This is a genomic window from Paenibacillus sp. J5C2022 (assembly GCF_025567625.1).
In the GTDB taxonomy this organism is placed as follows: domain Bacteria; phylum Bacillota; class Bacilli; order Paenibacillales; family Paenibacillaceae; genus Pristimantibacillus.
Window position 1 is genome coordinate 23984 of the sequence record NZ_JAOQJC010000005.1, and the last position, 26851, is coordinate 50834.

A 26851-nucleotide genomic window follows, 5' to 3' on the forward strand; every position below is an offset into this window, starting at 1 on the left:
TCTGGAGGACAACGTACATGAAATATAGTATGATGGGAACAGTATAGTATGATTTTTTTCGGGAAAAGAGGATCGCGTTATGCTTTCTGTTATCTCCATTATGCAGCATCAAGGTACGAGTTGGTACGAAGAGCAATTGTCCAGTCCCACCTTATCTCAGGAAGGTGAAACAACGTCCGGGCAGCTCGTTGTGATGACTTACGGCAAATGCCTGTATTGGATTAACGGAGAGAAAACGATGGCGGAACGGGGCGACTTTCTGTTCATTCCTTCGCAGCTTCCCTATTATGGCAAGAGCATTCCCACCGTCTTCCATGAAAAAATCGTCATCCGGTTCAGGATGGAGCAAAGCGGCGCAATTCCGCTATTGAACTGTCCGCTTCATACAATGTCAAAGGCGGGAATATATGAGATGTGTGTCGAGCGGCTGCGTGCGATTCAAAAGGAATGGATCGATGAGTCGCCATACGCAACTGTCAGAGCAGCTGCATTGCTATTGGATATGCTGGCGTTATGGAGCAGGGAACTGGATCGAGGGCAATTATCGGTGCAGTCCGGTGATCATGCGGCGCGGATGAAGCAATATATAGCGGATCATTATCGGGAGAAAATTACGAAAGCTGAGCTAGGTGACTGCATCGGTCGCAGCCCGAATCATGCAGCTGCGTTATTCCGCCAACACACCGGACAGACGATCAGTCAATATGTCCATCATGTCCGCATGCGCACGGCGCAATATTTGCTGAGGGAATCACTGTTGAACATATCGGAGATCGCGGAGTATTTGGGCTACAGCGACGTTTCATACTTTCAACGGTTATTCAAAAGGGCATTCGGCTATCCGCCGTCGGTCGCTCTTGTAGAGCGCAGTTCCCACTCGCTTTGACTGCCACTTTGTACGATTTATCGTTACTACTTAGGTCCATTCGGTACGAGGCAAGCTTGGCGGGGCTATGTGAGCAAAATGAGCGATAGCGCACAATTCCCACTACTTTTCCGCTTCTATGTGACCATTTTGAGCGATAGCTCCTACTTTTCGGCGGTACGAGGCACGCTTAATGGAGCTATGTGAGCAAAATGAGCGATAGCGCACAATTCCCACTACTTTTCCGCTTCTATGTGACCATTTTGAGCGATAGCTCCTACTTTTCGGCGGTACGAGGCACGCTTGATGGAGCTATGTGAGCAAAATGAGCGCTAGCGCACACTTTCCTCTATTTTTCCGCTTCTATGTGACCATTTTGAGCGATAGCTCCTACTTTTCGGCGGTACGAGGCACGCTTGATGGAGCTATGTGAGCAAAATGAGCGCTAGCGCACAATTCCCACTACTTTTCCGCTTCTATGTGACCATTTTGAGCGATAAGCTCCTACTTGCTTAGTAGCTAGCTAAGTAGTAACGATTTATCGTACAAATGCCGCTTCATGTCACTTCCCACTAGCCACTTTGTACGATTTATCATACAAATGCCGCTTCATGTCACTTCACACTAGCCACTTTGTACGATTATTCGTACAAAGCTGAAGGAGTTACTCGCTTTGACCACCTCGCAAAAATAACCGATGCAGCATCTCCCTCCTGCCGCATCGGTTACTCGTTATTTAAAGTTCGGGACCATATACTTGGGAGCGGAGCCTTGCAGCACGCTTACCAGATCCCTGGCCGTCACCATCGCCATCTCATGTCGCGTCTTCGTCGTTGCCGATCCCAGATGCGGCAGTAGCAGCACATTATCAAGCTTCGTCAACGGCGAATTCGCCGGAAGCGGCTCCTGCTGGTATACGTCCAGTCCAGCGCCGGCTATATTGCCGTTCTGGAGCGTTTCAATCAGCGCTTCTTCATCTACAGTTGCTCCACGCGATACGTTAATGAAATAGGCGTCATGCTTCATCAGGCCGAATTCCCGTCTGCCGATCATGCCTTTCGTCTCCGGTGTCAGCGGCGTCAATAATACGATGAAGTCTGATGTAGCCAACAGCTCATCCAACGAAGCATACTTCACCCCAAGGAACTCCTCCGTATTCAGCTTGCGCGAGCGATTGTAGTACTGTACGTCCATGCCGAAGCCCAACGCTGCCCGACGAGCAACCGCTTCGCCGATCCTACCCATCCCGATGATGCCTAACCGGCGGGAATGCACGTCCATGCCGAACAGATTCTCGCCGTCTCCACGCTGCCACTTTCCTTCGCGCACATAGCGATCCAGCTCCGCTACCCGCCGAGCAATCCCCAGCATTAAGGCAAAGGTCAGGTCAGCCACCGTCTCGTCAAGCACATAAGGCGTATGAGTTCCCACGACGCCATGCCGCTTCATCGCCTCAATATCCAGATGGTTATACCCGACGCTCATGGAACTGACTGCCTTCAGAGAAGGCGCTGCGGCAAGCAGCGCTTCATCGATGCGCCTTCCCGCCGTGAAGTATCCGTCGGCTTTGGCCAACGCATCATGGAGCTGCTCGCGCGGAATTGTATCTTCACCTCTCCAGATGTCGACTGTGCAGTGCTCGTTCAAGTAAGCTTCCGCTTCCTCCGGTATCGGCCTGTCTACAAATACATGTGGTCGCATTCGCAGTCTCTCCTTCCAATGGTAACGTTCACATTATAACACATCGTGCCTGACTACCTTTACCTCCATAAAGGCCCGATTCCCTGCACATACTATGCTTGTCCCTAAGGTGGTGACGACTTTATAGAGATGGAGGTTATTGTATGGGTCGCCATAAACACAAGTCAATGGCAAGCAGAAACTTTGCTTATGAAGCCGGCTCGCTTCATGCCGAGAACAATGTAGCTGCATCTTCTTCCAGGAATCGAAACCAGAAAGGGCATACCCCGAACAACCCGTCTACAGGTTAATCGGAACCGGATTAGTCCGGTACAATTCGGCTGGAGCCGGAAGGAATATGCCGTGTCATTTTAACGACACGGCATGTCTCCTTCCAGCTCCTGCAATTATTGTACCGCAAGCTTTCCAATGAGCACATCGCTTGGAACTTCCGGACTTCCGTTAATCCGCTTCAGCTCGAACAGACTGTCCGGATCGCCTTTTACAACCTGACTAATGCCGGAATGCGTCGTTAACGTCATCCGATAGCCCATATCCTTAAGGATCTGTTCCGACAGATGGGTGTAATAGCCGAACGGATACGTATACACATCCACTTCACTGCCTACGCGATCTTCAATCATCCGTTGCATCTTGCTAGCGTCCCCAATGAAAACCCTGCTGTATTCGCCATTGCTCTCCCCGTCCATTTGAAGCACGCCATCTCGCTTGCCTGCCTCTCCTCCTGCGGTTTCGTGCATGTCGAAGGAGTGATTCTGAATTTCAATGACGCCGGAATCCGCCATTTCCTTGGCTTCATCCCAAGTAAAGTGCGGATAGAAGTTTTTGCCCGGAATACGATGTTCCTCCCGGCCGACCGACCAGCCGATCATGGATATGGTGGCTTTCAGTCCCAGCTCCTTCAACACGGGATAAGCATATTCATAATTGCTGTAATAACCGTCATCGAACGTGATCGCTACGGGATTGTCCGGCAGTTCTCCCTTGCCGTCCACATAATCGATCAACTCGCCAAGATGCACCGCATTATACCCTGCCGCCTTCAGCTCTTCCATGTCGCTTCTGAATTTTGCGGGAGGCGTAATCAGGGAGTTGGGCTCGAAGGGGTCATCGTCAATATGGTGATAGACGAGAATGGGAATGCTCACTGCTTCGCCTCCCGCATTCGCTGGCGGAGTGAACACAGCATCGGCGTGCTCCTTGACGTTCTCCTTCGTCGTATAATGCCCGAACCCGGCCGGCACATATACATCGGGGTCCTTGAATATATAGCCCAGCATCATCTCCCCGAGTGTGTTCCGGTAATGCATCGTATCGTAATAATAGCGCGGATCGCCGCTAACCGGCGTATAGCCGGAGAAATCCCAGAAGTCCGTTACATCCGCAATCATGCCCCAATAGGTTTTCAGATCGTCCATGTTGTAGCTGAGCAGCTCTTGCTCATATGTTGCTCCCGTAATTAGCAAGAATGTCGTGCCGCGAGATTCGGCGTATTGCTTCATCTTCTGCAGCGCCTTCACATTTTGCTCCATCGCGACCGCTTCAAGCCTGCCGAATGGCTTGAACGCTTCCCGATTGGCGCTCATGAACGCCTCCAGATTGTCCACCGGCTCCGCATCGCGCCTCACCTTGTTGTAGACGCCCGTCTCCGGCACGAACTGGGAGTAGGCGAAGTCATCCGCCAGCCGCTTGGCATAGCCTTCCAGCTTGGCGTAGCCGTAAGACGGATTCAGCTTCAGATAATCCCAATAGAACTTCGCCTTCGACTCGCCGGACACCTTCGCATGCAGCGATTGCTTGAAGTCCGTCGGCTTCTCGTTGAAGTGGCTGATTTCCTGCAGGCTCATGTGCAGCACAATATGCTTCGGGGCGTATTCATCGATCAGATAATACAGTGTTTTCTCATAATCGTGGAAGTCCCCGCCATACATCAGCATGCTGTAAAAGCTGGCTCCCTCTCCGTAATAGGCATTGAGACGCTCCGGCGATATGGAGCTGGACTTGGAGCCGCCGATAATATAGGCGTTATACTCGTCGTGGTGCTGCTCCAGATAGCCGATTTTCGCCACACGCGGATTATTCACCATATTGTAGGAATGCCACTTCAGCACCCGGTCCCCGAACACGCCGAACGGGTCTACGACGATATTGAAGCTGGCGAGCAGCCCGAAGGCGAGTGCCAGCGACACAATAAATGCAATTAACCATTTGCGCAACTTCATCACTTACACCTCAGAACTGGAAATATAAAAACTTGGATACGGAAGTCATCTGCGCAAGCGACAGACCCAGCAGCAGTGCGGATACGAAGGCGTGTCTGTACCGGGGCACAAAGTTCTCCGTCAGCTGCCCGGAATTCGGCGTGAAGAAGGAAATGCCCATGCCGACGAGCAGCAATGCAATCAGATAAGCGTGATTGGCTGCGAATACGCCCAGCGCCCTGCCTGCTTCCGCAACGGTCATGCCTGCGAAGTCGTCCATGCTGAACATCATGCCTATGACTGACCACGCTTCCGCTGCACTGTCCGATACGAACAGAATTCTCGTTCCGATCACCCCGGCAAAGGTCAACCCCCACGCCAGGAACAGCGGCAGCTTCCACTTGCGCCGATACATGACATGGGACATACAGACGAATATCCCGTTAATAATGCCCCACAGTACGAATTGCCAGCCTGCACCGTGCCAGAAGCCGGAGACGAAGAACGTCATCATGACGGAGAAATAGAAATTAAAGCTGCCGCTGCCCTTCCGGTAGAAGCTTCTGAATATATAGTCCGATAAAAACTTCGATAATGTCATATGCCATCTCTGCCAATACTCCCGGAAGTTGCGGGCGCGGTACGGCGAATTGAAGTTGTGCGGCAGACGAATATTGAACAGAAGCGCCAGCCCGATCGCCATGTCTGCGTATCCGGACAGATCGAAATAATAGGAGATTGTATAGCCCAGCGAAGCCAGCCATGCGCTGAACGTGTCTCCGGCCGCAACATTGCTGTAGAAGTCGGAGGCGTATAATGTGAGCGGATCGGCGAGCATGATTTTCTTGGCACAGCCCATGGCGAACAAATAAGTGCCGAGCATGAAATTAACCGCATTGAACCGCATCAGCTTCCGGTCCTGGTATTGCGGGATAACATCCCCATGATGAACGATCGGCCCGACGATCAGTTGCGGGAAGAACGTAATGAACAGCAGAAAGTCGATAATCGGCGTTTCCTTCGTACGCTCGCGGTAACAATCCACCAAGTAGGCGATGAGCTGGAACGTATAGAAGGATATGCCGAGCGGCAGCACAATCTGCAGCAAGCCGTACGCTCCGCCTGTTGCCAGGTTGATGTTCTCAATGACAAAGTTCGCATACTTGTAATACCCCAGAAAACCTACATTCAGCAGCAAGCCTGCCACTAGCAGCGCTCGTTTGCTCCAGACGGCCTTCCGTCTGGCGGCACGCACGATCAGACTGCCGATCGCGAAGTTAATCAGAATATCGGCGATAAACAGCAGGACGAAGCTGCCGCTCCCCTGCGCATAGAAGTAGATCGACGCCATCACCAGCCACAGCTTGGCCGCTTGATGGAAGCGAAGCTCGCTGAGCAGCCGGTAGCCGAGGAAGGTAATCGGCAGGAATATAAAAATGAACGTGTAGGTTGAAAAGATCACATCGCAAGCCTTCTTTCATTCGTATGCCTTCAAAACGTGCCGACTTGCACTCTTGACGCACCGCATTACAGCGGTTTGGTCATCGTGACATGCGGGATGCCTTCCTCCATGAACTCCCCGGAGATCGTGCTGTATCCCAGCCGCTTGTAGAAGCCTTCCGCGCTTCGTTGAGCGTTCAGCTTCAAGCCCGCCGCACCTTGCTCCTGCGCAATGCTCTCCAGCTTCAGCATGATCGCCTTCCCTGCGCCTGACTTCCGGCACTCTGCAAGCACACATATCCGCTCCAGCTTCGCCATGCCATCCAGCATCCTCATTCTCCCCGTCGCTACGGGCTTCTCTTCGTAATAGGCCAATACGTGAAGCGCTGATGCATCGTGCTCGTCCATCTCCCGCTCAACCGGCACCCCTTGCTCCTCCACGAATACATGTGTGCGTATTGCGAAGGCTGCATCCAGTCCGGCCTTGTCCCTAATTCGTTCTGTCTTCAGCATGTTGTCATTGCTCCTCTCCTGCATCTCTCTAGCTTGAACGATTACGTACCGAAGCGCTGACGGTACCCGCACTTGCGGCAGAGCTCCTCCACCGCTTCTCTTCTGGAGAAGCCGTCGTACAACTGCACCGCCCGCTCTCCGTCCAGGATGTCCTTCAAGCTTCGTTCATGGATATTGCCCAGATTAATAACCCCTTCGCCGTCCAGGCAGCAGGGGATAACCGTACCGTCAATCAGTACGCCGGCCTGATTGCGAAGAGCATGGCAGAATCCCCTCCCGTCGTCCTCCGGCGCGTGCAAGTCCGGCCATTGGAACTCAGGGTCCATGTTCAAATAGATGCGCTCGGCAATTTTCACTCCCGTGCCGGGCTTGAACTTCTCCTCAATCTGGTATTCCAGCCCAAATGCGCGCTCAATCATCCCGAGAAGCTCACGATTGCGATTGCGCTGCACGTTCGTGCCGTTGTCCATATCCAGATTCCACAGCCGGAAGGAGACAATCACATCGCTCGCCGCGACGGCCTCCTGTACGAATGCCAGTATTTCCGCCAGGTAACCCACTTTGTCCGTGGAGCCGGGATGACCGTCGAAGCTATGCAGCGAAAAGTTGATTTGACGCAGTGCCGGCTTGCCAAGCAGCTTCTCTCTATTTTTTCGAATGAGCGTGCCGTTCGTCGTAATATTCACCTTGAAGCCTTTTTCATGGCTAATGTCGAGCAGCATATCCAGCTTGGGATGAAGCAGCGGCTCCCCTTTCACGTGAAAGTACACATAATCGGTGAACGGCTTAGCCTCATCGAGCGTCCTGGAGAACTGCTCCAGTGTAATGAAGCCTTTCGCCCGCTGCGTCGGCGGACAGAATGTACAGGATAGATTGCAGATGCTAGTCGTTTCTATATAAAATTTTTTAAATTTCTTCATTCCCGAGACCGTCCTCTACAAATCGTGCTAATATATGTGGCAATGGCAGCAGACACACTTCCGATCCGCCGAACCATCGATAGCGGTTGCGTGAGACATACCGATACGCGGCATTGCGCAATGGCGGCGGAACAAGCAAGAGCGGATACAACAGCCGCCACGCCCCTCCCACTTGCCATAACACGCGCAATATTGCCCCGGATTCCTTATAATACGCCCCGTTCTTGTAGTAGATAAATGAATTCGCATAAGCAGGCGGCATGCCCGCCGCTTCAAGATGAGTTCTTCCGGCCTTCGATTGAAGGGCGGCGAAGCGGATTGACTCGCTCCGGTCATGCTCCACCAGGAAGCGCGTCAATCCGTGGCACAGATGGCATTTGCCATCGATAATGACGACAGGGCAATCTTGCTTCACTTCATCCCTCTCTCTCATACGCACTCTCCGTTTCCAAGCCACTACCACTTTCATCTTATCATAGGAGACATCCCGATTGCACATTTCTAAGTCAAGGGTAGAGAAAAGCTCTGACCATAGGCCAGAGCTCCTTGTGAGTTAGAAGGCATCGTTTTTGGGCTGCCGTGGCTGGCGCGGCACTTTGTTCTTCACCGCTGGAAGATGTCTCATGCTCCGAAGCATCGGTCCCCGGCAGATGGGGCATAGCTGCTCGCCAGTCGTGAATTCCTCTCTTATCCAAGCCTTGCATTCGCTGTTTTTGCATTTCCATATCTTAGTCGGTATTACATCCGGTTTGCTGTCGCCGCTCTTCGTTGTCACTTGTTCCCTGATTCCTTTCCTATAAAACGGTATTCGCATTGATCGTTATGTTTTTCAGTCATCCTTACAGATAAACGGGTATGACGCATACCGGCTTCGATACTTTCTCCTCATGTCCCGCAGGAGCAAGAATGCCCGTCTCTTTATTAACGGCATAAATGACTATATTGTTGCTGTCCCGATTGGCAGTAAGCAGATAATGGCCGTTAGGCGTCAAGGCAAAGTGTCGCGGATGACCGCCGCCCGAGGAAATATGCTGAATGGCCGTCAGTCTTCCGCTTCCCCCATCTACCGCGAATACGACAATACTGTCATGCCCCCGATTGGAGCCGTACACGAAGCGACCGTCTCGGGAGACGGCGATCTCCGCCGTTCCATTCTCTCCGTCGTATCCCTCCGGCAAAGTGCGTACGGTCTGAATCGCGGACAATTCGCCCTTCTCGCCGTCATATGTCATCACCGTTACGGTAGAATCCAGCTCGTTGATGACGTAAGCGTGCTTCCCGCCGGGATGGAATGCCAAGTGGCGTGGTCCTGCGCCGCCTTGCAGCTCGGTCTCCCCATGCTTGGACAACGTCCCGTCAGCTTGATTCACGCGATAGGATATAATCCGATCCAGCCCCAGATCCTGAACGAACAAGTACTGCCCGTCAAGACTGTAGAAGCTGGAATGCGGATGCGGAGCTTGCTGGCGTTCCGGATCTACACTGCCGCCTTCATGCTGCTTTACATCCAGAAGCTCGCCGATCGAGCCGTCTTCCTGCAGTCCGATCAAGCCCACCAGCCCGCCGTGATAGCTCGTTACAGTTAAGTATGAACCATTTCTTTGTATGTGGCACAACGTTGCATCGACGTTGCGCTTACGGTTGATCAGCTCTATGTCGCCCTGCCGCTTGTCAATCCGGAATGCCGCGCACTCGCCGACGCGCTTGCCGCTTTCATCCACAGTCTCGGAGATGGCGTAGAGCAGCTCGCGCTCCGCATCCACATGAAGAAAAGTCGGATTTTTCAACTCCGAATAATGGCCCTTCTCTTCCATCGTTCCCGTATCCTCATGGAATACATATACCGTCACGCCTTGCTCGCCTTGCTCGGCATACGCACCGCAGAACACGTATAGCTGTTGTTGCTGGGACACAACCGACCCCTCCCGTCCAATCATGATATTATCTCAGTCATTCGACGGCGCGCACCAGCCGTCCTTGCAGGTACCTGCCTCGCCTTCGCCGTCCAGACTTGTGAATGGTGAATGCTGCCCCTCTTCCCAAGCCTGCGTAATCGCTCCCAGGAAGTCGGCGGGCGGCCTCGCGCCGGAGATCGCATATTTGCGATCGATGACGAAGTAAGGCACTCCGCGAATATTGAGACCCGCTGCTTCCTGCTCCTGAGCCCGAACCTCTTCCTTATACGCATCGGATTGCAGCATGGCCTTCACGGCTTCCCGATCAAGTCCGCACTCCGCTGCCAGCTCGGTCAGCCGCTTCGAATCGCCAATATTGTCCGCATCTATGAAGTAAGCCTTGAACAGACGCTCCGCCACCTTCGCTCCGGCGCCTTCCGCTGCGGCATATTGCGACAGACGGTGCGCCTGGAAGGTGTTCTGAACCGTCGTATCGTCCAGCCGGTAGGCCAGTCCGACTGCGGCTGCCTGCGCAGTCACATTCGCGGTCATTCCCTTTACTTGATCCAGACTCATGCCGTATTTGCGAGCCAGCATTTCATGCGTGCTTGCGCCGGCTTCCGTATCCGCGGCAGGGTCGAGCTCGAAGCTCATATAGTTGACTTCGATATGCTCGCGGTAAGGGAACTGCTCCAGCGCAGCTTCCAGATTTCGTTTGCCGATGTAACAGAACGGACAGACGAAATCCGACCAAATCTCGATTTTCAATACGTGCACCCCCTGCAGTTCAACTCCGCCTATTAGTATACCACGATCAGGCCTAAAGTTTGAATCGTCTCTGCTTAAATCGCGAATTGATGCCGTCCGATTTTGTCTGTATGCTCGCGCGTCCGTATCCACTGAGAAGTCGCTGTGGCGGGATTGTAATAGTAGAGTGCTCCCCCGGTCGGATCTTCGCCCAAAGCCGCATCCAATGCGGCGCGGTATGCCGAGTTGTCGGGCTGCAGATCGTATTGGCCGTCGCGGACCGCCGTGAACGCTCGCGGCTGTTCAATCACGTCCTTCACCCCATCCGGGAATCCGGACGACTCCACGCGATTAAGCACAACTGCGCCTACGGCCACCTGACCGGCATATACCTCTCCCCGCGCTTCGGCATGAATAATTTTGGCGAGCAGATAAAGCTCATGCAGCGTTAACGGAACTTTCGTGGCAATCTCGCCTTGAGACTGCTTCATGCCGCTTTCATCGTTCGGGAACAGCATGACCCGATGCAGCTCGAGGCTTTGCCCAATATTGTTATTTTCTATTTGGAACAGCTGCCAGCTTGCTTGATTCGCCAGTTCGGCAGCCGATGCAGAATTCGACGTCCATCCGGCGCACACCAGCGCAGCCGTCAGCAGTAACATCCCTTTTTTGATCATACCCGATCTCCTCCTGTTCTGTTATGCTTGCACATTCAGACGGGCTCGTACGAGTGTAACATATCAACCGGGATGCGTTAACCTTATAACTGCCATTGCATACATTTACTAAGGAAAATTGCTGTAGAAAGCCGTATCCATTGTCCCCGGATTCACCAATTGGTACAATAAGAATAGGGAAACTTTACAGGTAGGAGGCCAGTTCGTAAAGATGAACATTCTGAAGCAGAAGGACCGGGAGGAGCTGGAAGCAAGACTGCCGCGCATGCCGTGGTACGTAGAGCAGTTCGTCCAATACAAGCTGCCCGATCTGTCGCCTGCCTCGCTGGTGGAGTATATGAGAGATTATGAGACATTCCTTCGCTGGCTAATGGCGGAAGGATTGACGGAAGCGAAGAATATTCGGGAAGTTAAGCTGGAGGAGCTGGAGCGGCTGAAGATGGAGAGCGTTGACGGCTTCCGCATGTTTCTAACGACATACAAAGAGGAGCGCAACAGCAAAACGACTGTTACCCGCAAGCTGTCTTCGCTGCGATCCTTGTTCCATTATTTGAGCCAGATCGCCGAGGACGACGACTTCTACCCGCTGCTCAAGCGGAATGTGATGGCGAAGGTGGCGATCAAGCGGACGCACAAGCCGAAGGATACGGCGGCGAAGCTGGAGGGCAAGCTGCTGCAAGAAGAGGAAATTGCCGAGTTCCTTCATTATATCAAGCGTCATTACGGCGAGGAGATCGCCAGCAACAAGCAGGCGCTGTACGCCTATGAGCTGAATCGGACTCGCGACGCTTGCATCGTCAGCCTTATTCTGCATTCCGGGCTTCGCGTCTCGGAGCTGGTCAATCTGAATCTGGACGATCTGGATGTGAAGAAGAAGCTGATCTATGTATATCGAAAGGGGAAGAACGACGACGATTTCAAAACGCCCGTCTACTTCAGGCAAGATGCGATAGACGATCTGAAGGCGTACGTCGAGCTGAGAGATGTGCGATACAAGGCGCCGCGGCGTGAGAAAGCGCTGTTCCTTGCCATTGCGAACGGGAAGAGCGAGGGCTCACGAATGACGAAGCGCGCCATCCAGGCGATGGTGCTGAAGTACGCCAAGCGGTTCGGCAAGCCGTACTTGTCCGTCCATAAGCTGCGGCATTCCTTCGCAACAGATTATTATCTGCAGAACGATATATACAAGACGCAGGAACAGCTCGGCCACGCATCGCCGGAGACGACACAGATCTATGCGCATCTGACGGATAAGACGATGGCCGAGGCGATCGACCGCAGAGGCGGGGATGACGCTTCCTCGTGACGGGCAGCGCTGCTTCGCCTCGCTGGTCTACATCTGTTCCAGGTCGCCCGGGGAAATGCCCTCTTCCACAGCGAATTCGAAATCTTCGATATCGTAAACCTGCACGGGCACTTCCGCTTCAATCAGCTTGTCCTGGAATTCGAACTGGTCCGTCAAGAGCGGCGTGCCTAGCTTTAATGCCGTTAAGATAAGTTCCGTTTCGATGGGATCGAACAATTCGCCGTATTGCGCTGTGTCCACCGTATTGACGATCGTGAATTGTATGCGGTCGTTCAGAAGCAGCGGCGAGCTTTCCCGCCACGGCGCCTGAAGCGCTTTTTCAATTTTTTTACGATTAAGCGGGTCTTCGAAAAATAATATAAGCTGATTGATTTGCGCTTTCACATGCCCGTCGTCATCCGGATTGTCCATAATGGGATCATTGCCGTCTCTCATCTCATACAGCTCGGCTATGGAAGAATAAGGAACCACGAAATCCACAGGATGGCCGGGTACGAGCAGATGTCCGAAGGTAGCTACCATCACTGCTTCAATGACAAAACGTCGATGCACGAATCTCTCCTCCTGCATTCAATCTATTATGCATAATTAATTATACAGCAATTCGATGCTTGTACAAGCTTATTGGCAGAACCATTCCTAATGGAGGACTCAACTATGAATATGGAACATACGATCATTATCGGGGCAGGTCCATGCGGCATAGCTGCAGCAATCGAGCTTCAGCGGCACGGTGTCAGCCCTCTCGTCATCGAGAAGCGGAATATTGTGCATGCCATCTCGCAGTACCCCACCTATATGCAATTTTTCAGTACGTCCGAGCTTCTGGAGATCGGAGACGTTCCCTTCACGACGGCGAATGACAAGCCGACGCGGCTGGAGGCGCTGAACTACTATCGAACCGTCGCGCAGCGGCATAAGCTCCGTATCGCACCTTACGTGACGATAACGGATATCCGGCGAACGGATGAAGGATTCCAGCTGCGGGGGCACGATCGCTTCCAGGAAGAGGAGCTGAGCTATGCCTGCCGTCATGTCGTCATTGCGACAGGCTACTTCGATTCTCCCAACATGCTCGGCATTCCGGGCGAATCTTCAGAGAAGGTCAGCCACTTCTTCCGCGAAGCCCATCCTTATGCCGGCATGAAGGTCGCTATTATCGGCGGCAGCAACTCCAGCATCGACGCCGCATTGGAGCTGGAGCGCGTAGGCGCAGATGTGACCGTCGTCTATCGCAGAAGCCGGTACTCCTCCAGCATCAAGCCGTGGGTGCGGCCCATCTTCGAGGGCAAGGTTGCCAAAGGCGGCATTACGATGCTGTTCGACTCCACCGTGACGGAAATACATCGACGCCACATCGTGGTGCAAAGTCCGGACGGCAACAGAGAACTGCCCAACGATTTCGTGCTGGCTTTGACGGGCTTCCATCCGGATCGCGGCTTCTTATCGTCGGCCGGCGTGACGATGGAAGCGGAAGGCTATCCTACCTTTGCCGAGGATACGATGGAGACCAACGTCCCCGGCATCTATCTGGCTGGCGTCGTCGCTTCTCGCCATGAAGCGAATGAGATCTTTATCGAGACGGGCCGCTTCCACGGGCGCAAGATCGTACAACATATGGTCGAAGCAGGACGTCTATAACACGACAAATAAATAAAACCTTGCCGATGAGAGCTCTGATCAGCGTCTCTCATCGGCAAGGTTATTTGTCTCGTCTGCGGCTTTCCTCCAGCATCGCTTTATGACGCGCAATGTCGGCATCTTTCGGCTGATGTCCGCCGTAACGGGCGTTCTCGTAAGTCGTCATCATGTCGTCCAGCGCCGGCTTGCTCCATTGCTCGCCTCCTTGCGCCCCCGTCAGGTCCGCCGCCATCTCACGGGGAGTCAGGTGCTCCCCCGGTTCATACCCCTTCCCCGCTGCCTTGCGAACGAGCTGCTTATAGAGATATCGAATCCGCTCCGCATTGCTTCCCAGCGAATCCCAGGCAGGCTCCTTCTCCGGGCCTCGCTTACTCTTCCATATCGCTTTCCACCGCTTCAAGAGCGGCAGCTCCTCCATCAGACTTTCCACATCGTCGGTATAAGCCGCATTCTCTCCGCTCAGCAGCCACTCTCTCTGCATCAGCTTCGCGGCCAATCGCTTCCATACCCGATATAACCATCTCAAGCCGAAGTAGACAAGAAGGATTGCGATAGCCGCGATTATCGCCATTGCGATGACCTTGAACGCCAGCTCCAGCAATTGCATCAGCTTGGACGGCTCGCCGCTCTCCAGCGGCGGCATCCCGCCTGGCTGCTGCGCCACGCCCTCCTCTTGGACGGGCGGCTCTTGCTTCTCCCTGTTCATCCAGCCCAGCACTTGCTGAAGCAAGCGTTCCGCAGCTTCCTTCATCCATTGCAGGATGCGGTGCAGGAACGACAACAGGAGCAGGATGGCTCCGAGCGCTGCGAGCAGCATTCGATTCCTGCGTCTGGCATCGGCAAAAGCCGGTGATCGGGAACCGTCATCCACAGTCTCCCGCGACAGCAGCCTTTCGTTCGCGATGAATAGGAACAGAATAGTGGAAGCAATGCCGCCAACGAGCAACGGTATATGATAGTTCGCCAGGTCGTCTGGCCGGAATGCGCTTATCGCAAGCGCTGTCGCATACAGCGCCAGTCCCGTCAGCATATGCTTGCTCTGGAAGCTGCTCGGCCAGTTGCGGATGTGCAGCGCGATTCCCTGATAAGCAATATATATGCCTACCGGAGCACAGGCGGCAAGCTGCAAGAGCGAAGGCGGCAGCAACAGCAAGTACAATATCGCCGCAGTGAACACCGTTCCGATCAAGCATGCAAGCAACCCATGCATCCCCTTGCGAATCGATTCTTTCCCGAACAACAAAAGCGTAGGAAAGGTATAACTGCCCAACAACGTTGCATACCAGACCATGCCCTGAGGTTCCGGCAGCAGGTAAGCGGATGCAATGACAGCCAGCGGAAACAGAAACAGCAGCTCGGCGCCTCCTCTCAGCACCGTGCCGGCAAGACGCTTCATCCTCATGCGCTTTGCCCCTCCCTCTCCGTATCGCTGCGTCCTTCCTTCATGCGCAGCTCCCATACCGCAACCGCATTGCCGTTAAGCCGCAACAGCCGCGCCTTCGCCTCCAGCTCGTCATTCCAGTAAGAAGAGATGATCAACACGTCGCGATCGCGATAGCCTTCATCCACTCCCCGTTGCAGCAGCATATGGAAGGGCTCCGTCCGCTCCAGGAGAAGCTTCGCCATTGCTTCAAATATCATATACAGCTGTTCATGTCCTCCTGAAGGCTCGATCCGAACGCTGTCTGCTTCTCCCTCCAGCGGCATATTGGCTGTGAAGCCGGCTTCCATGCCCCCCTCGATCGCGCAATTCACCGCTCCGGCTGCCCATTCGATGCCGTATTCAATAAGCTCGACGTCCGATACGCTGCGCCACATGCCTTCTCCATCGTCCACATTGAGATAGACAAGCAGGCGGCGATCCGCAGTATAGTCATATTGATGCACCTGCAGGCTGCCCGCACGCGCTGTCGCCTTCCAATTCACCATCTTATAGCTGTCGCCGGCTTGATAAGGTCTTGCTCCCGCGATGACGAACGGGTCCGGCACGATGAAGCGCCTTACTGTCACATCGCCTTGCCAGCTGTGCTGAGGCAGCTGCCCCATATCGACATCGGCGGGTCGCGGGTAGACGATCAGCTCGCTGCTTAGCGGAAGCTGCATGACGCTTCGGCCGATGTCGAGCAGATCGCCGCTCGTGAGCGATACCGTATGAAGTCGGTACCATCCCCGCCGCTGCGGCGTAATCCAATGCGTACGCGTTATTTTGGACTGCGGCTTCAGGCTGAAGAAGCTCTTGTGATTCTGATAATGGCTGCCGCTGCTCACTGCGAAGTTGTCCCCTGTGCGGAACTGCAGATGGGCGGACAGCTGAGACTCTGCCGACACCCAGGGCACGGGAAGCCACTTCCTGTTCGCCAGCTGTTCGATCAGAGTCATCTCTTCCCCTCTGAAGCAGGTGTTCCTGCTGAAGCGCCTCGAATAGCTCACTTTTTGCAACGCGAAGCGCTGATAGATCATTTTTTGCGCCAGAAGCAGCACCGCTGTCATGACCAGGAACCAGAGAAAGATCAACACGTTGGTCCCACCGCCTATCGTACCGCGATATCCGCTTCCGTCGGCACCTCAGTGGAAGCAAGAATGTCATGAATGATCTCTTCGGCGCGATTTCTTCCCTTGTGCATCCCGCGCAGCAACAGCCGGTGAGCAAGTACCGGCTTCGCCATCGCCTTCACATCATCGGGCGTGATGAAGTCTCTGCCCCGCAGCGCAGCATAAGCCTGCGTCGCGCGAAGCAGCGCACCGCTGCCGCGCGGACTTGCGCCGATGGCGACATCGTCGCGCTCGCGGGTTCGCTCCACGATCCGCAAGATGTAACCAAGCAGGTCATCCGTTGCCTTAACAGACGGATAGGCACGCTGCGCTGCTTCGATATCGGCCTTGTTCGCAACTGCCTCCAGCTGCTCCAGAGGGCTTGTCCCCATGAATCGCTTTAGCAGCTGAAGTCCTTCTGCCGTTGAGGGATAGCCCATATTCACTTTGAACAGAAAGCGGTCCAACTGCGCCTCCGGAAGCGGGAACGTCCCGCCTTGCTCGACCGGATTTTGCGTCGCGATTACCATGAACGGCTGCTCTAGTATCATTGTCTCGCCATCGATACTCACCTGACGCTCTTCCATGCACTCCAGCAGGCTGGACTGCGTCCTTGGCGTGGCGCGATTGATCTCGTCCGCCAGCAATATGTTCGTGAACAGCGGACCCGGACGGAACTGGAAGTCGCCTTCCTTCTGATTGTAGAAGTGAATACCGCTCAAATCCGAAGGAAGCAGGTCCGGCGTGAACTGAATTCGTTTGAACTGCAACGACAGCGACCTTGCCATCGATTTGGCGAGCATCGTCTTGCCGGTTCCCGGAACATCCTCCAGCAGCACGTGGCCGGAGGTAATTAACCCAATTAACAATAGCTCGATAACATCTGCTTTTCCGACGATAACCTTCCCTATGTTTTGCTTCACCTTCGTTGCCAGATTGTCAATGGCGTGCAATGGCATGGCAGGCGGCACTCCTTTCCATTACGATTTGGCTTGATTCGACCTGGAGCGCTGCAACGACTGAAGCTCGCGCCACTTGATTATACGAATTCCTTCCTTCTGCAGTACCTTTTTAATATCTTCATCCATGAACAGCCGATGCTCCATTCCCCGTTTCTCCGGCTCCCTGTGGAATGACCTCAGCTCATCCGTCACCTGCGATGGGTGAATGATCAGCTCCGTCACACCGGCATGAAGGTTGCCAAGCAGAGCGCTCATCTCCTGCTTCAATGCGTCATACGTTTCGCCATCTCCCAGCGCGAACGGCAAGCCGACCAAGTAATCCAGGATGACGACCCCTTTCGCATCCGCGAGCGCAGCCACCTGTCTCGCCTGCTCCTGCATATCGGGCGGGGCGATACTGCCATTCTCCTGAAGGACATAACGCGGCAAGCGGAACGGCAAGCCGTATTCGGCGCATATATCCAGCACTTCGGCCAGGAAATGGCGCCCCGTCTGCAAGCCGTACAGACTCCCCATGTGATTGTCCGCATGCGTTGGGTTCATGCCGAGGGAAATCGCCATCTCAATCTGATTCGTCATCTCCTGCTTCAACTGAGCGGCATCGGCTGCAACTTCCACGCTTCGGCAATCGCTCGGGAAATATCCTTCCGCCGTTACCAGCGACGATACATCTCCCGACCGCGTCACCGGTCCCCAGCGATAAGGGTCCCATTCGCTCGTAAAGGTCAGGTGAACGCCTACATCATATTGCGGATGCTGCGCACTCCACTTCGCAGCTTCATACGCCCATGCGCAAGGCATCATGACCGTGGCCGAGCTGACCGCCCCTAGCTCCAGCATCTCTTGCACGGCTATATTGACTGAATGGCATAGCCCGTAATCATCGGCATTGACAAGCAGCAGCCGATCTTCAGCATGGTAACCCAATTGTTCCGCTAAACTACTCATGGCTCATAACTCCTTCGCTATTGGATCGGTATATGGGATCGTACTGCATCTATTATAAACATCCAAGGCAGATGTTGGCAAAATCAATACGCAATTCAAACGCATATGACCGATTATATTCGACAGAATTATCTGACAATTGCAAGTGACACTGTCGAATGAATTTGCTTCCTGTTGCTTATTGCGCTTCCCCGGGAAATGATTCGCTGGGCAATACGTTCATTTCCCGCTCCGCTTCCTTCGCAGCCGCAGCTGTCGCGCCATCAGCCATGAGAAGGCAATCATCAGCGTGCCCGTTGCCGGGCCAATTGGATCTAGCAAGACAGACGCAAGCAGAACAGCCGCTGTTATCCAGCAGATAGCGATATACCTTATCGGGCTGCTCCAGCTTCCCAGATGCCATGGAGCGCCATTCTCCTTCGCACCTTGCCCTCTCCAAGCGCGACAAGAGAGCGCAATGCCGTACGCAGCGAGCAGGCATACGATCGCAATGGACGCCAATGGCAGTGTAACAGCTAGTTCATAGAGCGACTGAAGGACAGCCATAACTGCAATTGCCGCTGCAGCGCACGCCCATATCGCATACAGCGGCAGAGCGCTGCGCAGCGAGACTGTCGACAGCTTACTCCCGATGGGAAAGATACCGTCTCGCGCCATGCTGAAAAGCGCTCTGGCGCTTGCGGCGAGCGATGAGTAGCAGCTAAGCCACAACGCCGCAAGGATAAGCGGCAGCCACCAGCCTCTCCCCCACTCCGAACCGACGGTATCCAGAAATACTGCCGCTCCGCCGAAGCCTTGCTCTGACAGCAAGTCTCCGCCAGGATTCCATAACAGTGATAGGAAGAACAGCAGCATACACACAAGCAAGCTGCTGTACGCGACGGATAAAAAAATTGCCCACGGCACATGGACGCGGGGCTCTACGCATTCCTCAGCGCCTAACCCGGAGCCGTCCATCCCGAGAAACAGAAGCAGCAATAGCAGAGAACCGGTCAGAAAGGCGGGCATCGTCACATTCCCCGTAAGCGCGGCATCCTTCCATTGATACAAGATGGCAGGCGAGTACTCCCCCGGCCAGAACAGGACCAGAAGGCAGCCGAGCATGGCAGATGCCGCAAGCACTTGAAGCCATACGCCTGCCGACAGAAGCCAACGCATGGCCCTTGATGCGACTTGCTGCACCGCAGCCAAGGAAGCCGTTACGATCAGGAAACAGATCCAGTAGCTGACGCTTGTCGCTGTGAACGAGAAGCGGGCAACCAAGTAATCGTTCGCCAAATAAGCGAATGCCCCTGCCAGCAGAGTCAGCTTGGCGATATACCCCATCAGCAGCAGCAAGCCAGTCGCTGCCGCTGCTCTCCCTCCGCCGGAAGCATAAGCGGCATGGTAGACGCCTCCCGCAGTAGGTGTCTCGGAAGCCAGCTCCGCAAGCGTTGCGCCAAGAGCTGTCGACAGCAACGCCACCGCAGGCAAGCCGTATCCGATGACAGACAACCCGCCGGTTCCGATGGAAGGTCCGTACACGACGACGGCAGTGCCGAGGAATGCTATAGCGTTGAAGGACATCCCCATCGAAGAAACGGTTCGCAATTGTCTGCGCAATATGCCGATTATGCCGTATTGGCTTAATTCGTTCCTGTCCTGAAGCAGCTGGATTTCCAGCCCGTAACGGAGCATGCTCTGATAAGTAGGATGACGGCCTACCGCCAAGCTCCCTCTGACCGCAACGGCAATGATGAACAGAAAAAAAACAGCATGCAAGAAAAAGCCGACAAGCGCGCTTGCCATATTCGTCCCACCCCCATACTAAATGTATGAGACTGGTCAGGCAGGCATGCTTCATTGCGCGCTGTAATGCCGGCATGGTATTCATTCTTCATTAATCATTCATCAGCATAGGCCCAAGCGGCCCGTCTTCATTGATAATATCCTGAAGCTCATATACCGATATCGGGAAGTAAAGAAAGCCGTACACGTAAGGGGCAATTTCATACAGCTGAAAATAGATGACCAGCGATCGGTCGGCGATATAGAAGCTCTGGTCCGGCGAGATGGACTGAAAAGGCTCGAACGTCGGTATGCCTCTCTCCTGAATCTGCTTCCCTACAATCGCGCTGATGGTCTCCACATATGGACTGCTCGGCTTGAATAAATCCTTCAGCTCGTATTGCTCCCCCGTCGACTGCTTGAACGTCATGGACTTCTGAAGCGTCATGCCGTGCGCGCCGCCTGTATAGGCATAATTATACAACGACAGGCTAAGCACATTTTTCTCATTCGTCTTTAATTCGTAGTACCCCTGCATCTCCGCTCTGGGGTCGGCCAGACTGCCTTGCTCATGCACCAATCGTTCCACTTCGGACCGTATCGCTTCATTTATTTTGCTGACGGCCTCCGTGCTTGGTCCGTGCAGAATCTGAGGGAACAGAAGCTCCGCTTTTGGAAATGCCGTTCTGGCCGTCTGGATGACGGAGGGCGGTTGGAATGCCATAGATAGCACCTCGATCTCATAGGATGCTATAGTCTATGCGGCAGTCCGCTTATCTCATTCCGTTCACTGCTCCAGCAGCAGCTTCTCGCGCTGGGTCAGACGGCGTCCGTACACATCCAGCACCAGCTCTCCTCCATTAAGACCCAATATCCGGTCGGCGTACCGCTCCGCCCACTCCCCTTGGTGAAGTACGGCGATCACAATGATGCCCTGCTCCTTGCACAGCGACTTCAGCTCGCCCAGTACGGCGTCTGCCGCATGCGGGTCCAGACCCGATACCGGCTCGTCGGCTACCAGCACTTTGGCGCCATGAACCAGCGCTCTGGCAATCGCCATCCGCTGCCGTTCGCCGCCGCTCAGATTTTTCGCTTTTGTATGCGCTTTATCCAACAGACCGCGCTTCTCGATCAGATCCATTGCGCCCATGTAATCGTCGTTCCTTACCATGCCTGTCCATCTGCGCCACGCCGGCGTTTGCCCGACTGCGCCGATAATGACATTTTTCAGTCCCGTCTTCTCCGGGTACAGGAACGGCTTCTCCTCCAGATAAGCGACCTGGCGCTTATGCTTCAGCTTGGCCATGAATCCTTCCTTCAGCACATCCTTGCCGTCCACCATATAATGGCCCGAAGTCCATTCCTCCTGCAGCGCCAAGCATTTGAGCAGCATCGATTTGCCGCTTCCACTCTCTCCCATTACTGCAATGAAGTCACCTTCAAATGCGTCGAAGGTAATATTTTTTAATATTTTGGGCCCTCCCGGGATTCGTTTCGTCAATTTCTGTATTCGTAGCATAAGCCGCTCCCTTTCCCTTCATCCTATGTACATCTGCACTCTATGAATCTAGTTTACGGCAAATAAATAACTCTTTCCACCCGAACAAATGTTTGCTATAATGAATTTAAGAACGAATGTTCTGATGTTCCCATTAAATTGCTTTAAAAGGAGGCAAGATCACCATGAACAACAAATGCGAAAATTTCCGTTATATCCAAAAGGTGAGGCCGTATCGCGATCTAACGTTTAAGTTCTACAGCGACGGGAGGCTGGTCATTATTGACAACCTGAGCGAGGAGGTGATCTTGCCCAAAGACTTGAAGGGAGACTGCAGAGACTTCTACGTCCGCAAGCGCATTCTCTTCATCAAGAGCAAGCTGATCGCCTCCCAATTAAAGTACGCATAATCATCATTCGCACGAAGGAGAGAATCCGATTAAAGGGATTCTCTCCTTTCTTCATGGAACCATTCACGTTACGGCAGTTGCTTGTTAATGCCGTTCAGGCTGGGCGGCCGCTTGGCGAATTTGTCCAGCTTGGACGTAATGGCTTCCTCGCGCAAGCTGGAATGGTTCTGTTGGTTGTGAATACGCTGGCTTTTATGGAATGGCATGCTCTTCACCTCCATTATCATTATTGGCCTATATGGGGGCAGAGTATGTAACGTCCGTTGCTCCGCCCGATAGATGCCTCGCCATTGACTTGCTGCAGTCAGTTGCGGTAGATTGGTCATACGGATGATTGGATGGCGCAGGAGGGAACTGACAATGACAAAACAACAAATTATGTTTGATCTGGACGATACGCTCATCTATTGCAACAAGTATTTCTTCTACGTCATAGAACAATTCGTTGACTTGCTGACGGAATGGTTCGGCCATACGGGGCTTGTAACGGAAGAAGAAATCAGGGATTATCAGATGGGACGGGATACGGCGCTCATCAGCGTTAGCGGCTTCAAGAGCGAGCACTTCCCGCAATCGTTCATCGACACTTACAATCACTTCAGCGACTTGACGGGCAGAGCGCGCCAGAAGAAGGAGCAAGAGCTGCTATGGAAGATGGGCATGGATGTCTACGAGCATGAGACAGAACCATACCCCTATATGGAGGAGACGCTGGATAAGCTTGCGGAAGCAGGCCATGAATTGCACTTGTACACGGGCGGCGAAGCGCCCATTCAGCGTCGCAAAATAGAAGCAATGGGATTGGAGAGATATTTCGGCTCCAATATCTATATCCGCCAACAGAAAAATATCGAAGCGTTGGAAGGCATACTTTCAAAAGGGAAATTCCACAGGGACCATACGTGGATGATCGGCAACTCCATCCGCACGGATGTGGTGCCCGCTCTTACTGCGGGCATTCACGCCATCCATATGCGGACGAAGCTGGAGTGGCATTACAATGTGGTAGGCATCGACATCGCACCGAAGGGGGCGTTCTTCACACTGGAGCTGCTGAAGCAGGTGCCTGGCGCGATTCATCAATACCTTAATCGTTAGACCTCGATCTGCAACGCTCCGCTTTCTGCGCTTCGCAAGAGGAGTCTCCCCTGAACGGCAGAACCGTCCGGTTGGCGCAGCTTAAGCTTCGCGGTCTTGCCCTTCTCGATCAGAGCCTTCACCTGCAAGTCCGTCAACTGACGACCGAAGGCTTCCTTCCAGATCACGAAGGTGCAGCCTTCGCGGTAATGCGAACAGCCATACCCTTTCCTTCCCATGAAGATGGAGCCGCCGCAGCCGGGACGGGGACATGCCGCCACGACTGCCGGCTTTCCATCACCGGAAGCGGCTGCTGCTTTGCTTGCGGCTGCTCCTCTGCTGCCGCTCCCGGCACTCTTCTTGCGGGTTCCGCTCTTGCCTCTGGCGGGCTTCTCAGGCTGCTGGAACGACGCTATATTCGCCCGCTCCTGGCGGGACACTTTCTCCACGATCATCGTCGCGAATTTCTTCACATTCGTCATGAATTGCTCGTCCGAAGCGCTGCCGCGCGCAATCTCATTCAAGCGCCGCTCCCACATGCCGGTCATCTCCGGAGAAGTCAACAGCTCGACACCAGCGCTGCGAATCAATTCGATAGCCGTTCTCCCCTTCGAAGTCAGCAGTATTTTTTTGCCTTGCATACCAATATAGCCGACCTTCTTCAGTCTCTCGATCGTAGCCGCTCGCGTAGCGGGAGTGCCCAGGCCGGAATCTTTCATCGCATCCTTCAGGTCTTCGTCCTCAATGTTCTTCCCCGCGCTTTCCATTGCCTTCAGCAGCGTGCCTTCCGTATATGCCTTCGGAGGCTGTGTCTCCTTCTCCTTCACTGCCGCATCCTTGCAAGTGACAGGCTCATTCTCCCGCAGCGCGAATGATTCGCTGATTTCCAGCTCCTCTTCGTCCTCTTGCTCCCCTTTCTTGCCGCGCGGCTTGCTCTTATCCTGCTGGTCTGCGTAGATCGCTTTCCAGCCGGGATCGATCAGCTGCTTCAGCGAAGTTTTGAACAGCTCCTCTTCTACCTCCGTCATCGCCGTATGGGACTTATATTGTGCGGCAGGATAGAATTGAGACAGGAACCGGCGCACAACCATATCGTAGAGCTTGCTTTCGTCCTGGGACAATCCGGAAGCTTTGCGCTTGGTCGGCAATATGGCGTGATGGTCCTCCACTTTCGCAGGATTGCATATATACTTATTGCCTTTATGGACGAGACCGCGGTTCGCTCCTTTCACCCACTCCCCGTAAGCCGTTCCTGCAAGCGAAGACAATGCGGCATGCATCTCCGGTATATTCTGCTCCGTGACGAAGTTGGAGTTCGTTCTTGGATAAGTGATTACCTTATGCTTCTCGTACAGCGACTGTGCAAGATCAAGCGTCTTCTTCGCAGGAAAGCCTAGCTTCGCGTTCGCCTCGCGCTGCAGCAACGTCAAGTCATAGAGCTTGAACGGATACTCCTTCACATCCTTGACCTCATAGGAGACGACAGTGCCGGGCTTGCCCTTCACCTTCTCTGCCAGCTTTCCTGCACGCTCTGCGTCCTGCAGCCTCTCTCCTTGCCAGATCCCCTTGTATGTGATCAATTCCGTCTCGAATAGAGCTTCCAGCACATAATAAGTCAAGGAGTTGAACGCTTCAATCTCCTTCTGGCGGTCGTAGACCAGCGCAAGCACAGGCGTCTGCACTCTGCCGACAGACAGCAGCACGTTATGTCTCGTCGTGAACGCTCGCGAGCCGTTCATGCCGATCAGCCAGTCCGCCTCGCTGCGCGCTGATGCCGCTTTCGTCAGATTGTCGTATTCCGCACCGTCCTTGAGCTCCCTGAATCCGCGCTGTATCGTCTCCGCTGTCAAGTCGGAGATCCACAATCGCTGAACGGGCTGCGTCAGCTTCAGGTATCTCTGGATAAGCGAGAATATATACTGCCCTTCCCTCCCGGCATCGCAAGCGTTGACGAGCTTACCGCAACGCTTCGCCAAGCTCTTGATGACTGTCAGCTGATCCTTCGTCTTCCGGTTCGGAATCAGCTTGAACGTATCGGGTATGATCGGCAGATGGGACAAGTTCCACTTTTTATATTTGTCGTCGTAAGCGTCCGGCTCCGCAAGGCCGATCAGGTGGCCGATCGCCCAAGTTATAATATAGTGTTCGCCTTCCAGATAGGTTCTGTTGTTCTTCGCCCGCGGCTCGATCGCATTCGCAATATTGCGGCCCATATCCGGCTTCTCGGCAATAATCAATGTTTTCAAAATGCACTTCGCTCCCTTAGCAGTTATGGGCTGACCTCTTCGTGCGGCGCCTCCATATAAGCCGTCATTGACCGAAGCAAGGAGGTTACTCCCTTCGACCAATTGGGATCTTCGGCATATTCCCGGTTGATCCATGCGATGGGGTCCGTATGCTGCGGCTTGTCCTTGCTCAATCGCACGATCGTCCGGGATGCAATTTCTGCCGATTCCTTAATCGATGTATTGAATTGCTGCCAGCTATGGAATACATTGAAGGGATTGTTGGCAATCTTCTCTGCCCGTTCATGCGAACGCGGCACGAATGCCTGCTCCTGTCCGGTTATCGCGAACAGCAGCAGCGGATGAATATTGAACTGCTCCGCCGCATCGATAATCGGAAGCATATATTCCTGATCGGCAAGCACCGAGTTCCTTCTATTCAGATAAGAAGCCAATCTCACTTCATCGATCGGCTTGTATTGCAATTCCGCCGGAAGTTCATTGCTTGCCCTCTCTACAGGATGTTCAACTGATTGCTGTTGAACCGTCGACGGTTGGAATGAAGGAGCAGATATCCGATCGCTCAACGACCATCCATACATCATGACGGCGGATACCAGACCGAGACTGAGCGCCCCATACAACAAAAATCGCTTCTGCCTACGAACGGATACCGCCTTGCTTGTCCCGTGCAGCGGGATAATCTCGGCAGTTCCGGAAGCGGCAGCATCAATGCCTGCTCCGGCAATAGACGTTCTGTTCATCCATTGTCGCAGCGGAGCCGCAATCGCTTCATCTTGCTGGTCAAGCGTCCGGCACAGCTCCAGTATGTCACCTCTGCAGACGGGACGCTGCTGCTCCAGCACGGTTGTCCGTATTAAGGTTGCCGTCATTCGCTGGCGTACATCCGGTTCGAACTCAGGCAAGCCGCGATAGATGATGCGAGTGACCGCATCGGCTACAATTTCCGCCCGCCGCTCGTGTGGAGCAGCGGCATACTTGGCGTGTACATAGCTCCGGATTCGGTTGACATCCTGCTCCGTAAGCACATAGGCATTGTCGGCGTTCATGACATGACCCCTCTCCCCTACACGTCATCTCACACCGATTCTACCACAACTTTCCTGCTTATGGTGCAGCAACCTTCGCAATTTCTCTTTGCATAACATCGCTAGCAACATAAGCTGCAATCTGCTCTTTCTCCCCAACAGTGAATCCGTACTCGCAGTCACAGTCTTCATCCTGCGGCACCATCTGCACAATCGTGCCATCGTGCGTGCAGATAACCAGAATCGTGAAGTCGATCACATCATCCGGCACAGGCGTCGCTTCAGCCAGCTCCGGCTGCAGCACAATATCAATCCATTGCTCATCCCGGCGCTCAACATGAGGCATAAAGCTGCGAAATTTCAGTTCCGTTATGCGGTCCAATCCGTATTTAATCACATGAATCCTCCTCATCTCCAAGAGAAATTGGCGTATTGCGACAAATTAATCCCACATACTGAAGCTTTTAAAGCAAGAAA

Annotated in this window: 28 protein-coding genes; 6 read left to right on the top strand and 22 right to left on the bottom strand. The window is 53.8% G+C overall.

What is annotated here, in order from left to right; translation table 11 throughout:
* Nucleotides 1-79: 79 nt before the first annotated feature.
* A complete protein-coding gene (locus M6D81_RS05375) occupies nucleotides 80-886 on the top strand; it encodes a helix-turn-helix transcriptional regulator (RefSeq protein WP_262675800.1) in 807 nt (268 codons plus the stop codon).
* A 711-nt stretch (nucleotides 887-1597) separates the two neighbouring features.
* Here the strand turns inward: M6D81_RS05375 and M6D81_RS05380 are convergent.
* On the bottom strand, nucleotides 1598-2566 hold the full coding sequence (locus M6D81_RS05380) for a 2-hydroxyacid dehydrogenase (RefSeq protein WP_262675801.1): 969 nt from the start codon (nucleotides 2564-2566) through the stop codon (nucleotides 1598-1600).
* A 143-nt stretch (nucleotides 2567-2709) separates the two neighbouring features.
* Here M6D81_RS05380 and M6D81_RS05385 point away from each other — a divergent pair, with 143 nt between their 5' ends.
* Nucleotides 2710-2856, top strand: a complete 147-nt coding sequence (locus M6D81_RS05385; RefSeq protein ID WP_262675802.1) for a hypothetical protein — start codon at nucleotides 2710-2712, stop codon at nucleotides 2854-2856.
* Nucleotides 2857-2952: 96 nt separating this feature from the next.
* Here the strand turns inward: M6D81_RS05385 and M6D81_RS05390 are convergent, their stop codons facing one another.
* From M6D81_RS05390 to M6D81_RS05430, 9 genes are all read right to left on the bottom strand, one after another.
* Complete coding sequence (locus tag M6D81_RS05390) at nucleotides 2953-4782, bottom strand: polysaccharide deacetylase family protein (RefSeq protein ID WP_262675803.1); 1830 nt, start codon at nucleotides 4780-4782, stop codon at nucleotides 2953-2955.
* Nucleotides 4783-4798: 16 nt separating this feature from the next.
* Nucleotides 4799-6229 (bottom strand): MBOAT family O-acyltransferase, encoded by a 1431-nt coding sequence (locus M6D81_RS05395; protein WP_262675804.1) that lies wholly within the window; start codon nucleotides 6227-6229, stop codon nucleotides 4799-4801.
* 65 nt (nucleotides 6230-6294) lie between these two features.
* The gene (locus M6D81_RS05400) at nucleotides 6295-6720 is read right to left on the bottom strand and encodes a GNAT family N-acetyltransferase (RefSeq protein ID WP_317259094.1); all 426 of its coding nucleotides are present in this window, start codon (nucleotides 6718-6720) and stop codon (nucleotides 6295-6297) included.
* 41 nt (nucleotides 6721-6761) lie between these two features.
* Entirely contained in the window at nucleotides 6762-7640 is an 879-nt protein-coding gene (locus M6D81_RS05405) for a radical SAM/SPASM domain-containing protein (protein ID WP_262675805.1), read from the bottom strand.
* Nucleotides 7627-8073, bottom strand: a complete 447-nt coding sequence (locus M6D81_RS05410) for a thiol-disulfide oxidoreductase DCC family protein (RefSeq protein WP_262675806.1) — start codon at nucleotides 8071-8073, stop codon at nucleotides 7627-7629. The genes M6D81_RS05405 and M6D81_RS05410 overlap by 14 nt, the downstream gene beginning before the upstream one ends.
* A 120-nt stretch (nucleotides 8074-8193) precedes the next feature.
* A complete protein-coding gene (locus M6D81_RS05415) occupies nucleotides 8194-8454 on the bottom strand; it encodes a cold-inducible protein YdjO-related protein (RefSeq protein WP_262675807.1) in 261 nt (86 codons plus the stop codon).
* Nucleotides 8455-8479: 25 nt separating this feature from the next.
* The gene (locus M6D81_RS05420; RefSeq protein WP_262675808.1) at nucleotides 8480-9553 is read right to left on the bottom strand and encodes a lactonase family protein; all 1074 of its coding nucleotides are present in this window, start codon (nucleotides 9551-9553) and stop codon (nucleotides 8480-8482) included.
* Nucleotides 9554-9586: 33 nt separating this feature from the next.
* Complete coding sequence (locus M6D81_RS05425) at nucleotides 9587-10303, bottom strand: DsbA family oxidoreductase (RefSeq protein ID WP_410795696.1); 717 nt, start codon at nucleotides 10301-10303, stop codon at nucleotides 9587-9589.
* A gap of 74 nt (nucleotides 10304-10377) precedes the next feature.
* Nucleotides 10378-10959 (bottom strand): cell wall hydrolase, encoded by a 582-nt coding sequence (locus M6D81_RS05430; RefSeq protein ID WP_262675810.1) that lies wholly within the window; start codon nucleotides 10957-10959, stop codon nucleotides 10378-10380.
* Nucleotides 10960-11170: 211 nt separating this feature from the next.
* Between M6D81_RS05430 and xerS the strand changes: the two genes are divergently transcribed.
* Nucleotides 11171-12265, top strand: a complete 1095-nt coding sequence (gene xerS, locus M6D81_RS05435) for a tyrosine recombinase XerS (RefSeq protein ID WP_262675811.1) — start codon at nucleotides 11171-11173, stop codon at nucleotides 12263-12265.
* 27 nt (nucleotides 12266-12292) lie between these two features.
* Here the strand turns inward: xerS and M6D81_RS05440 are convergent, their stop codons facing one another.
* Nucleotides 12293-12817 carry an ADP-heptose synthase gene (locus M6D81_RS05440; RefSeq protein WP_262675812.1) on the bottom strand — a complete coding sequence of 175 codons (525 nt, stop codon included), beginning with the start codon at nucleotides 12815-12817 and terminating at the stop codon, nucleotides 12293-12295.
* Between the two features lie 111 nt (nucleotides 12818-12928).
* Between M6D81_RS05440 and M6D81_RS05445 the strand changes: the two genes are divergently transcribed.
* Nucleotides 12929-13906, top strand: coding sequence for a YpdA family putative bacillithiol disulfide reductase (locus M6D81_RS05445; protein WP_262676008.1), 978 nt, complete (start codon nucleotides 12929-12931; stop codon nucleotides 13904-13906).
* Between the two features lie 61 nt (nucleotides 13907-13967).
* Here M6D81_RS05445 and M6D81_RS05450 read toward each other — a convergent pair whose 3' ends face one another.
* The 7 genes from M6D81_RS05450 to M6D81_RS05480 form a co-directional block, all read right to left on the bottom strand.
* Entirely contained in the window at nucleotides 13968-15308 is a 1341-nt protein-coding gene (locus M6D81_RS05450; RefSeq protein WP_262675813.1) for a DUF4129 domain-containing protein, read from the bottom strand.
* Complete coding sequence (locus M6D81_RS05455) at nucleotides 15305-16423, bottom strand: DUF58 domain-containing protein (protein WP_262675814.1); 1119 nt, start codon at nucleotides 16421-16423, stop codon at nucleotides 15305-15307. The genes M6D81_RS05450 and M6D81_RS05455 overlap by 4 nt, the downstream gene beginning before the upstream one ends.
* A 14-nt stretch (nucleotides 16424-16437) precedes the next feature.
* Entirely contained in the window at nucleotides 16438-17397 is a 960-nt protein-coding gene (locus tag M6D81_RS05460; protein WP_262675815.1) for an AAA family ATPase, read from the bottom strand.
* 21 nt (nucleotides 17398-17418) lie between these two features.
* A complete protein-coding gene (locus M6D81_RS05465) occupies nucleotides 17419-18348 on the bottom strand; it encodes a polysaccharide deacetylase family protein (RefSeq protein WP_262675816.1) in 930 nt (309 codons plus the stop codon).
* Between the two features lie 219 nt (nucleotides 18349-18567).
* Entirely contained in the window at nucleotides 18568-20136 is a 1569-nt protein-coding gene (locus tag M6D81_RS05470) for an amino acid permease (protein WP_262675817.1), read from the bottom strand.
* A 91-nt stretch (nucleotides 20137-20227) separates the two neighbouring features.
* Nucleotides 20228-20839, bottom strand: coding sequence for a DUF3298 and DUF4163 domain-containing protein (locus M6D81_RS05475; protein WP_262675818.1), 612 nt, complete (start codon nucleotides 20837-20839; stop codon nucleotides 20228-20230).
* A gap of 63 nt (nucleotides 20840-20902) precedes the next feature.
* A complete protein-coding gene (locus M6D81_RS05480; RefSeq protein WP_262675819.1) occupies nucleotides 20903-21634 on the bottom strand; it encodes a phosphonate ABC transporter ATP-binding protein in 732 nt (243 codons plus the stop codon).
* A gap of 164 nt (nucleotides 21635-21798) precedes the next feature.
* Between M6D81_RS05480 and M6D81_RS05485 the strand changes: the two genes are divergently transcribed.
* On the top strand, nucleotides 21799-22023 hold the full coding sequence (locus tag M6D81_RS05485; RefSeq protein ID WP_262675820.1) for a hypothetical protein: 225 nt from the start codon (nucleotides 21799-21801) through the stop codon (nucleotides 22021-22023).
* A 68-nt stretch (nucleotides 22024-22091) separates the two neighbouring features.
* Here M6D81_RS05485 and M6D81_RS05490 read toward each other — a convergent pair whose 3' ends face one another.
* The gene (locus M6D81_RS05490; protein WP_262675821.1) at nucleotides 22092-22229 is read right to left on the bottom strand and encodes a hypothetical protein; all 138 of its coding nucleotides are present in this window, start codon (nucleotides 22227-22229) and stop codon (nucleotides 22092-22094) included.
* Nucleotides 22230-22383: 154 nt separating this feature from the next.
* Here M6D81_RS05490 and M6D81_RS05495 point away from each other — a divergent pair, with 154 nt between their 5' ends.
* Entirely contained in the window at nucleotides 22384-23121 is a 738-nt protein-coding gene (locus M6D81_RS05495; RefSeq protein WP_262675822.1) for an HAD family hydrolase, read from the top strand.
* Here M6D81_RS05495 and M6D81_RS05500 read toward each other — a convergent pair.
* Genes M6D81_RS05500 through M6D81_RS05510 form a run of 3 tightly spaced genes read right to left on the bottom strand, consistent with a single transcriptional unit; the run spans nucleotide 23118 to nucleotide 26771 of the window.
* Nucleotides 23118-25346 carry a type IA DNA topoisomerase gene (locus M6D81_RS05500; protein ID WP_262675823.1) on the bottom strand — a complete coding sequence of 743 codons (2229 nt, stop codon included), beginning with the start codon at nucleotides 25344-25346 and terminating at the stop codon, nucleotides 23118-23120. The genes M6D81_RS05495 and M6D81_RS05500 overlap by 4 nt on opposite strands.
* A gap of 23 nt (nucleotides 25347-25369) precedes the next feature.
* Nucleotides 25370-26395, bottom strand: a complete 1026-nt coding sequence (locus tag M6D81_RS05505) for a hypothetical protein (RefSeq protein ID WP_262675824.1) — start codon at nucleotides 26393-26395, stop codon at nucleotides 25370-25372.
* Nucleotides 26396-26453: 58 nt separating this feature from the next.
* Nucleotides 26454-26771 carry a hypothetical protein gene (locus M6D81_RS05510; protein WP_262675825.1) on the bottom strand — a complete coding sequence of 106 codons (318 nt, stop codon included), beginning with the start codon at nucleotides 26769-26771 and terminating at the stop codon, nucleotides 26454-26456.
* Nucleotides 26772-26851 lie beyond the last annotated feature (80 nt).

What these genes read in the sequence shown, in the direction of transcription:
- M6D81_RS05410 (WP_262675806.1), bottom strand. Translation starts at nt 8,073, where the DNA reads ATGAGAGAGAGGGATGAAGTGAAGCAAGATTGCCCTGTCGTCATTATC.
- M6D81_RS05470 (WP_262675817.1), bottom strand. Translation starts at nt 20,136, where the DNA reads ATGGCAAGCGCGCTTGTCGGCTTTTTCTTGCATGCTGTTTTTTTTCTG.
- M6D81_RS05375 (WP_262675800.1), top strand. Translation starts at nt 80, where the DNA reads ATGCTTTCTGTTATCTCCATTATGCAGCATCAAGGTACGAGTTGGTAC.
- M6D81_RS05475 (WP_262675818.1), bottom strand. Translation starts at nt 20,839, where the DNA reads ATGGCATTCCAACCGCCCTCCGTCATCCAGACGGCCAGAACGGCATTT.
- M6D81_RS05485 (WP_262675820.1), top strand. Translation starts at nt 21,799, where the DNA reads ATGAACAACAAATGCGAAAATTTCCGTTATATCCAAAAGGTGAGGCCG.
- M6D81_RS05465 (WP_262675816.1), bottom strand. Translation starts at nt 18,348, where the DNA reads ATGAGTAGTTTAGCGGAACAATTGGGTTACCATGCTGAAGATCGGCTG.
- M6D81_RS05430 (WP_262675810.1), bottom strand. Translation starts at nt 10,959, where the DNA reads ATGATCAAAAAAGGGATGTTACTGCTGACGGCTGCGCTGGTGTGCGCC.
- M6D81_RS05495 (WP_262675822.1), top strand. Translation starts at nt 22,384, where the DNA reads ATGACAAAACAACAAATTATGTTTGATCTGGACGATACGCTCATCTAT.
- M6D81_RS05405 (WP_262675805.1), bottom strand. Translation starts at nt 7,640, where the DNA reads ATGAAGAAATTTAAAAAATTTTATATAGAAACGACTAGCATCTGCAAT.
- M6D81_RS05460 (WP_262675815.1), bottom strand. Translation starts at nt 17,397, where the DNA reads ATGCCATTGCACGCCATTGACAATCTGGCAACGAAGGTGAAGCAAAAC.
- M6D81_RS05450 (WP_262675813.1), bottom strand. Translation starts at nt 15,308, where the DNA reads ATGAGGATGAAGCGTCTTGCCGGCACGGTGCTGAGAGGAGGCGCCGAG.
- M6D81_RS05415 (WP_262675807.1), bottom strand. Translation starts at nt 8,454, where the DNA reads ATGCGAATACCGTTTTATAGGAAAGGAATCAGGGAACAAGTGACAACG.
- M6D81_RS05400 (WP_317259094.1), bottom strand. Translation starts at nt 6,720, where the DNA reads ATGCTGAAGACAGAACGAATTAGGGACAAGGCCGGACTGGATGCAGCC.
- xerS (WP_262675811.1), top strand. Translation starts at nt 11,171, where the DNA reads ATGAACATTCTGAAGCAGAAGGACCGGGAGGAGCTGGAAGCAAGACTG.
- M6D81_RS05480 (WP_262675819.1), bottom strand. Translation starts at nt 21,634, where the DNA reads ATGCTACGAATACAGAAATTGACGAAACGAATCCCGGGAGGGCCCAAA.
- M6D81_RS05385 (WP_262675802.1), top strand. Translation starts at nt 2,710, where the DNA reads ATGGGTCGCCATAAACACAAGTCAATGGCAAGCAGAAACTTTGCTTAT.
- M6D81_RS05380 (WP_262675801.1), bottom strand. Translation starts at nt 2,566, where the DNA reads ATGCGACCACATGTATTTGTAGACAGGCCGATACCGGAGGAAGCGGAA.
- M6D81_RS05490 (WP_262675821.1), bottom strand. Translation starts at nt 22,229, where the DNA reads ATGCCATTCCATAAAAGCCAGCGTATTCACAACCAACAGAACCATTCC.
- M6D81_RS05445 (WP_262676008.1), top strand. Translation starts at nt 12,929, where the DNA reads ATGGAACATACGATCATTATCGGGGCAGGTCCATGCGGCATAGCTGCA.
- M6D81_RS05505 (WP_262675824.1), bottom strand. Translation starts at nt 26,395, where the DNA reads ATGAACGCCGACAATGCCTATGTGCTTACGGAGCAGGATGTCAACCGA.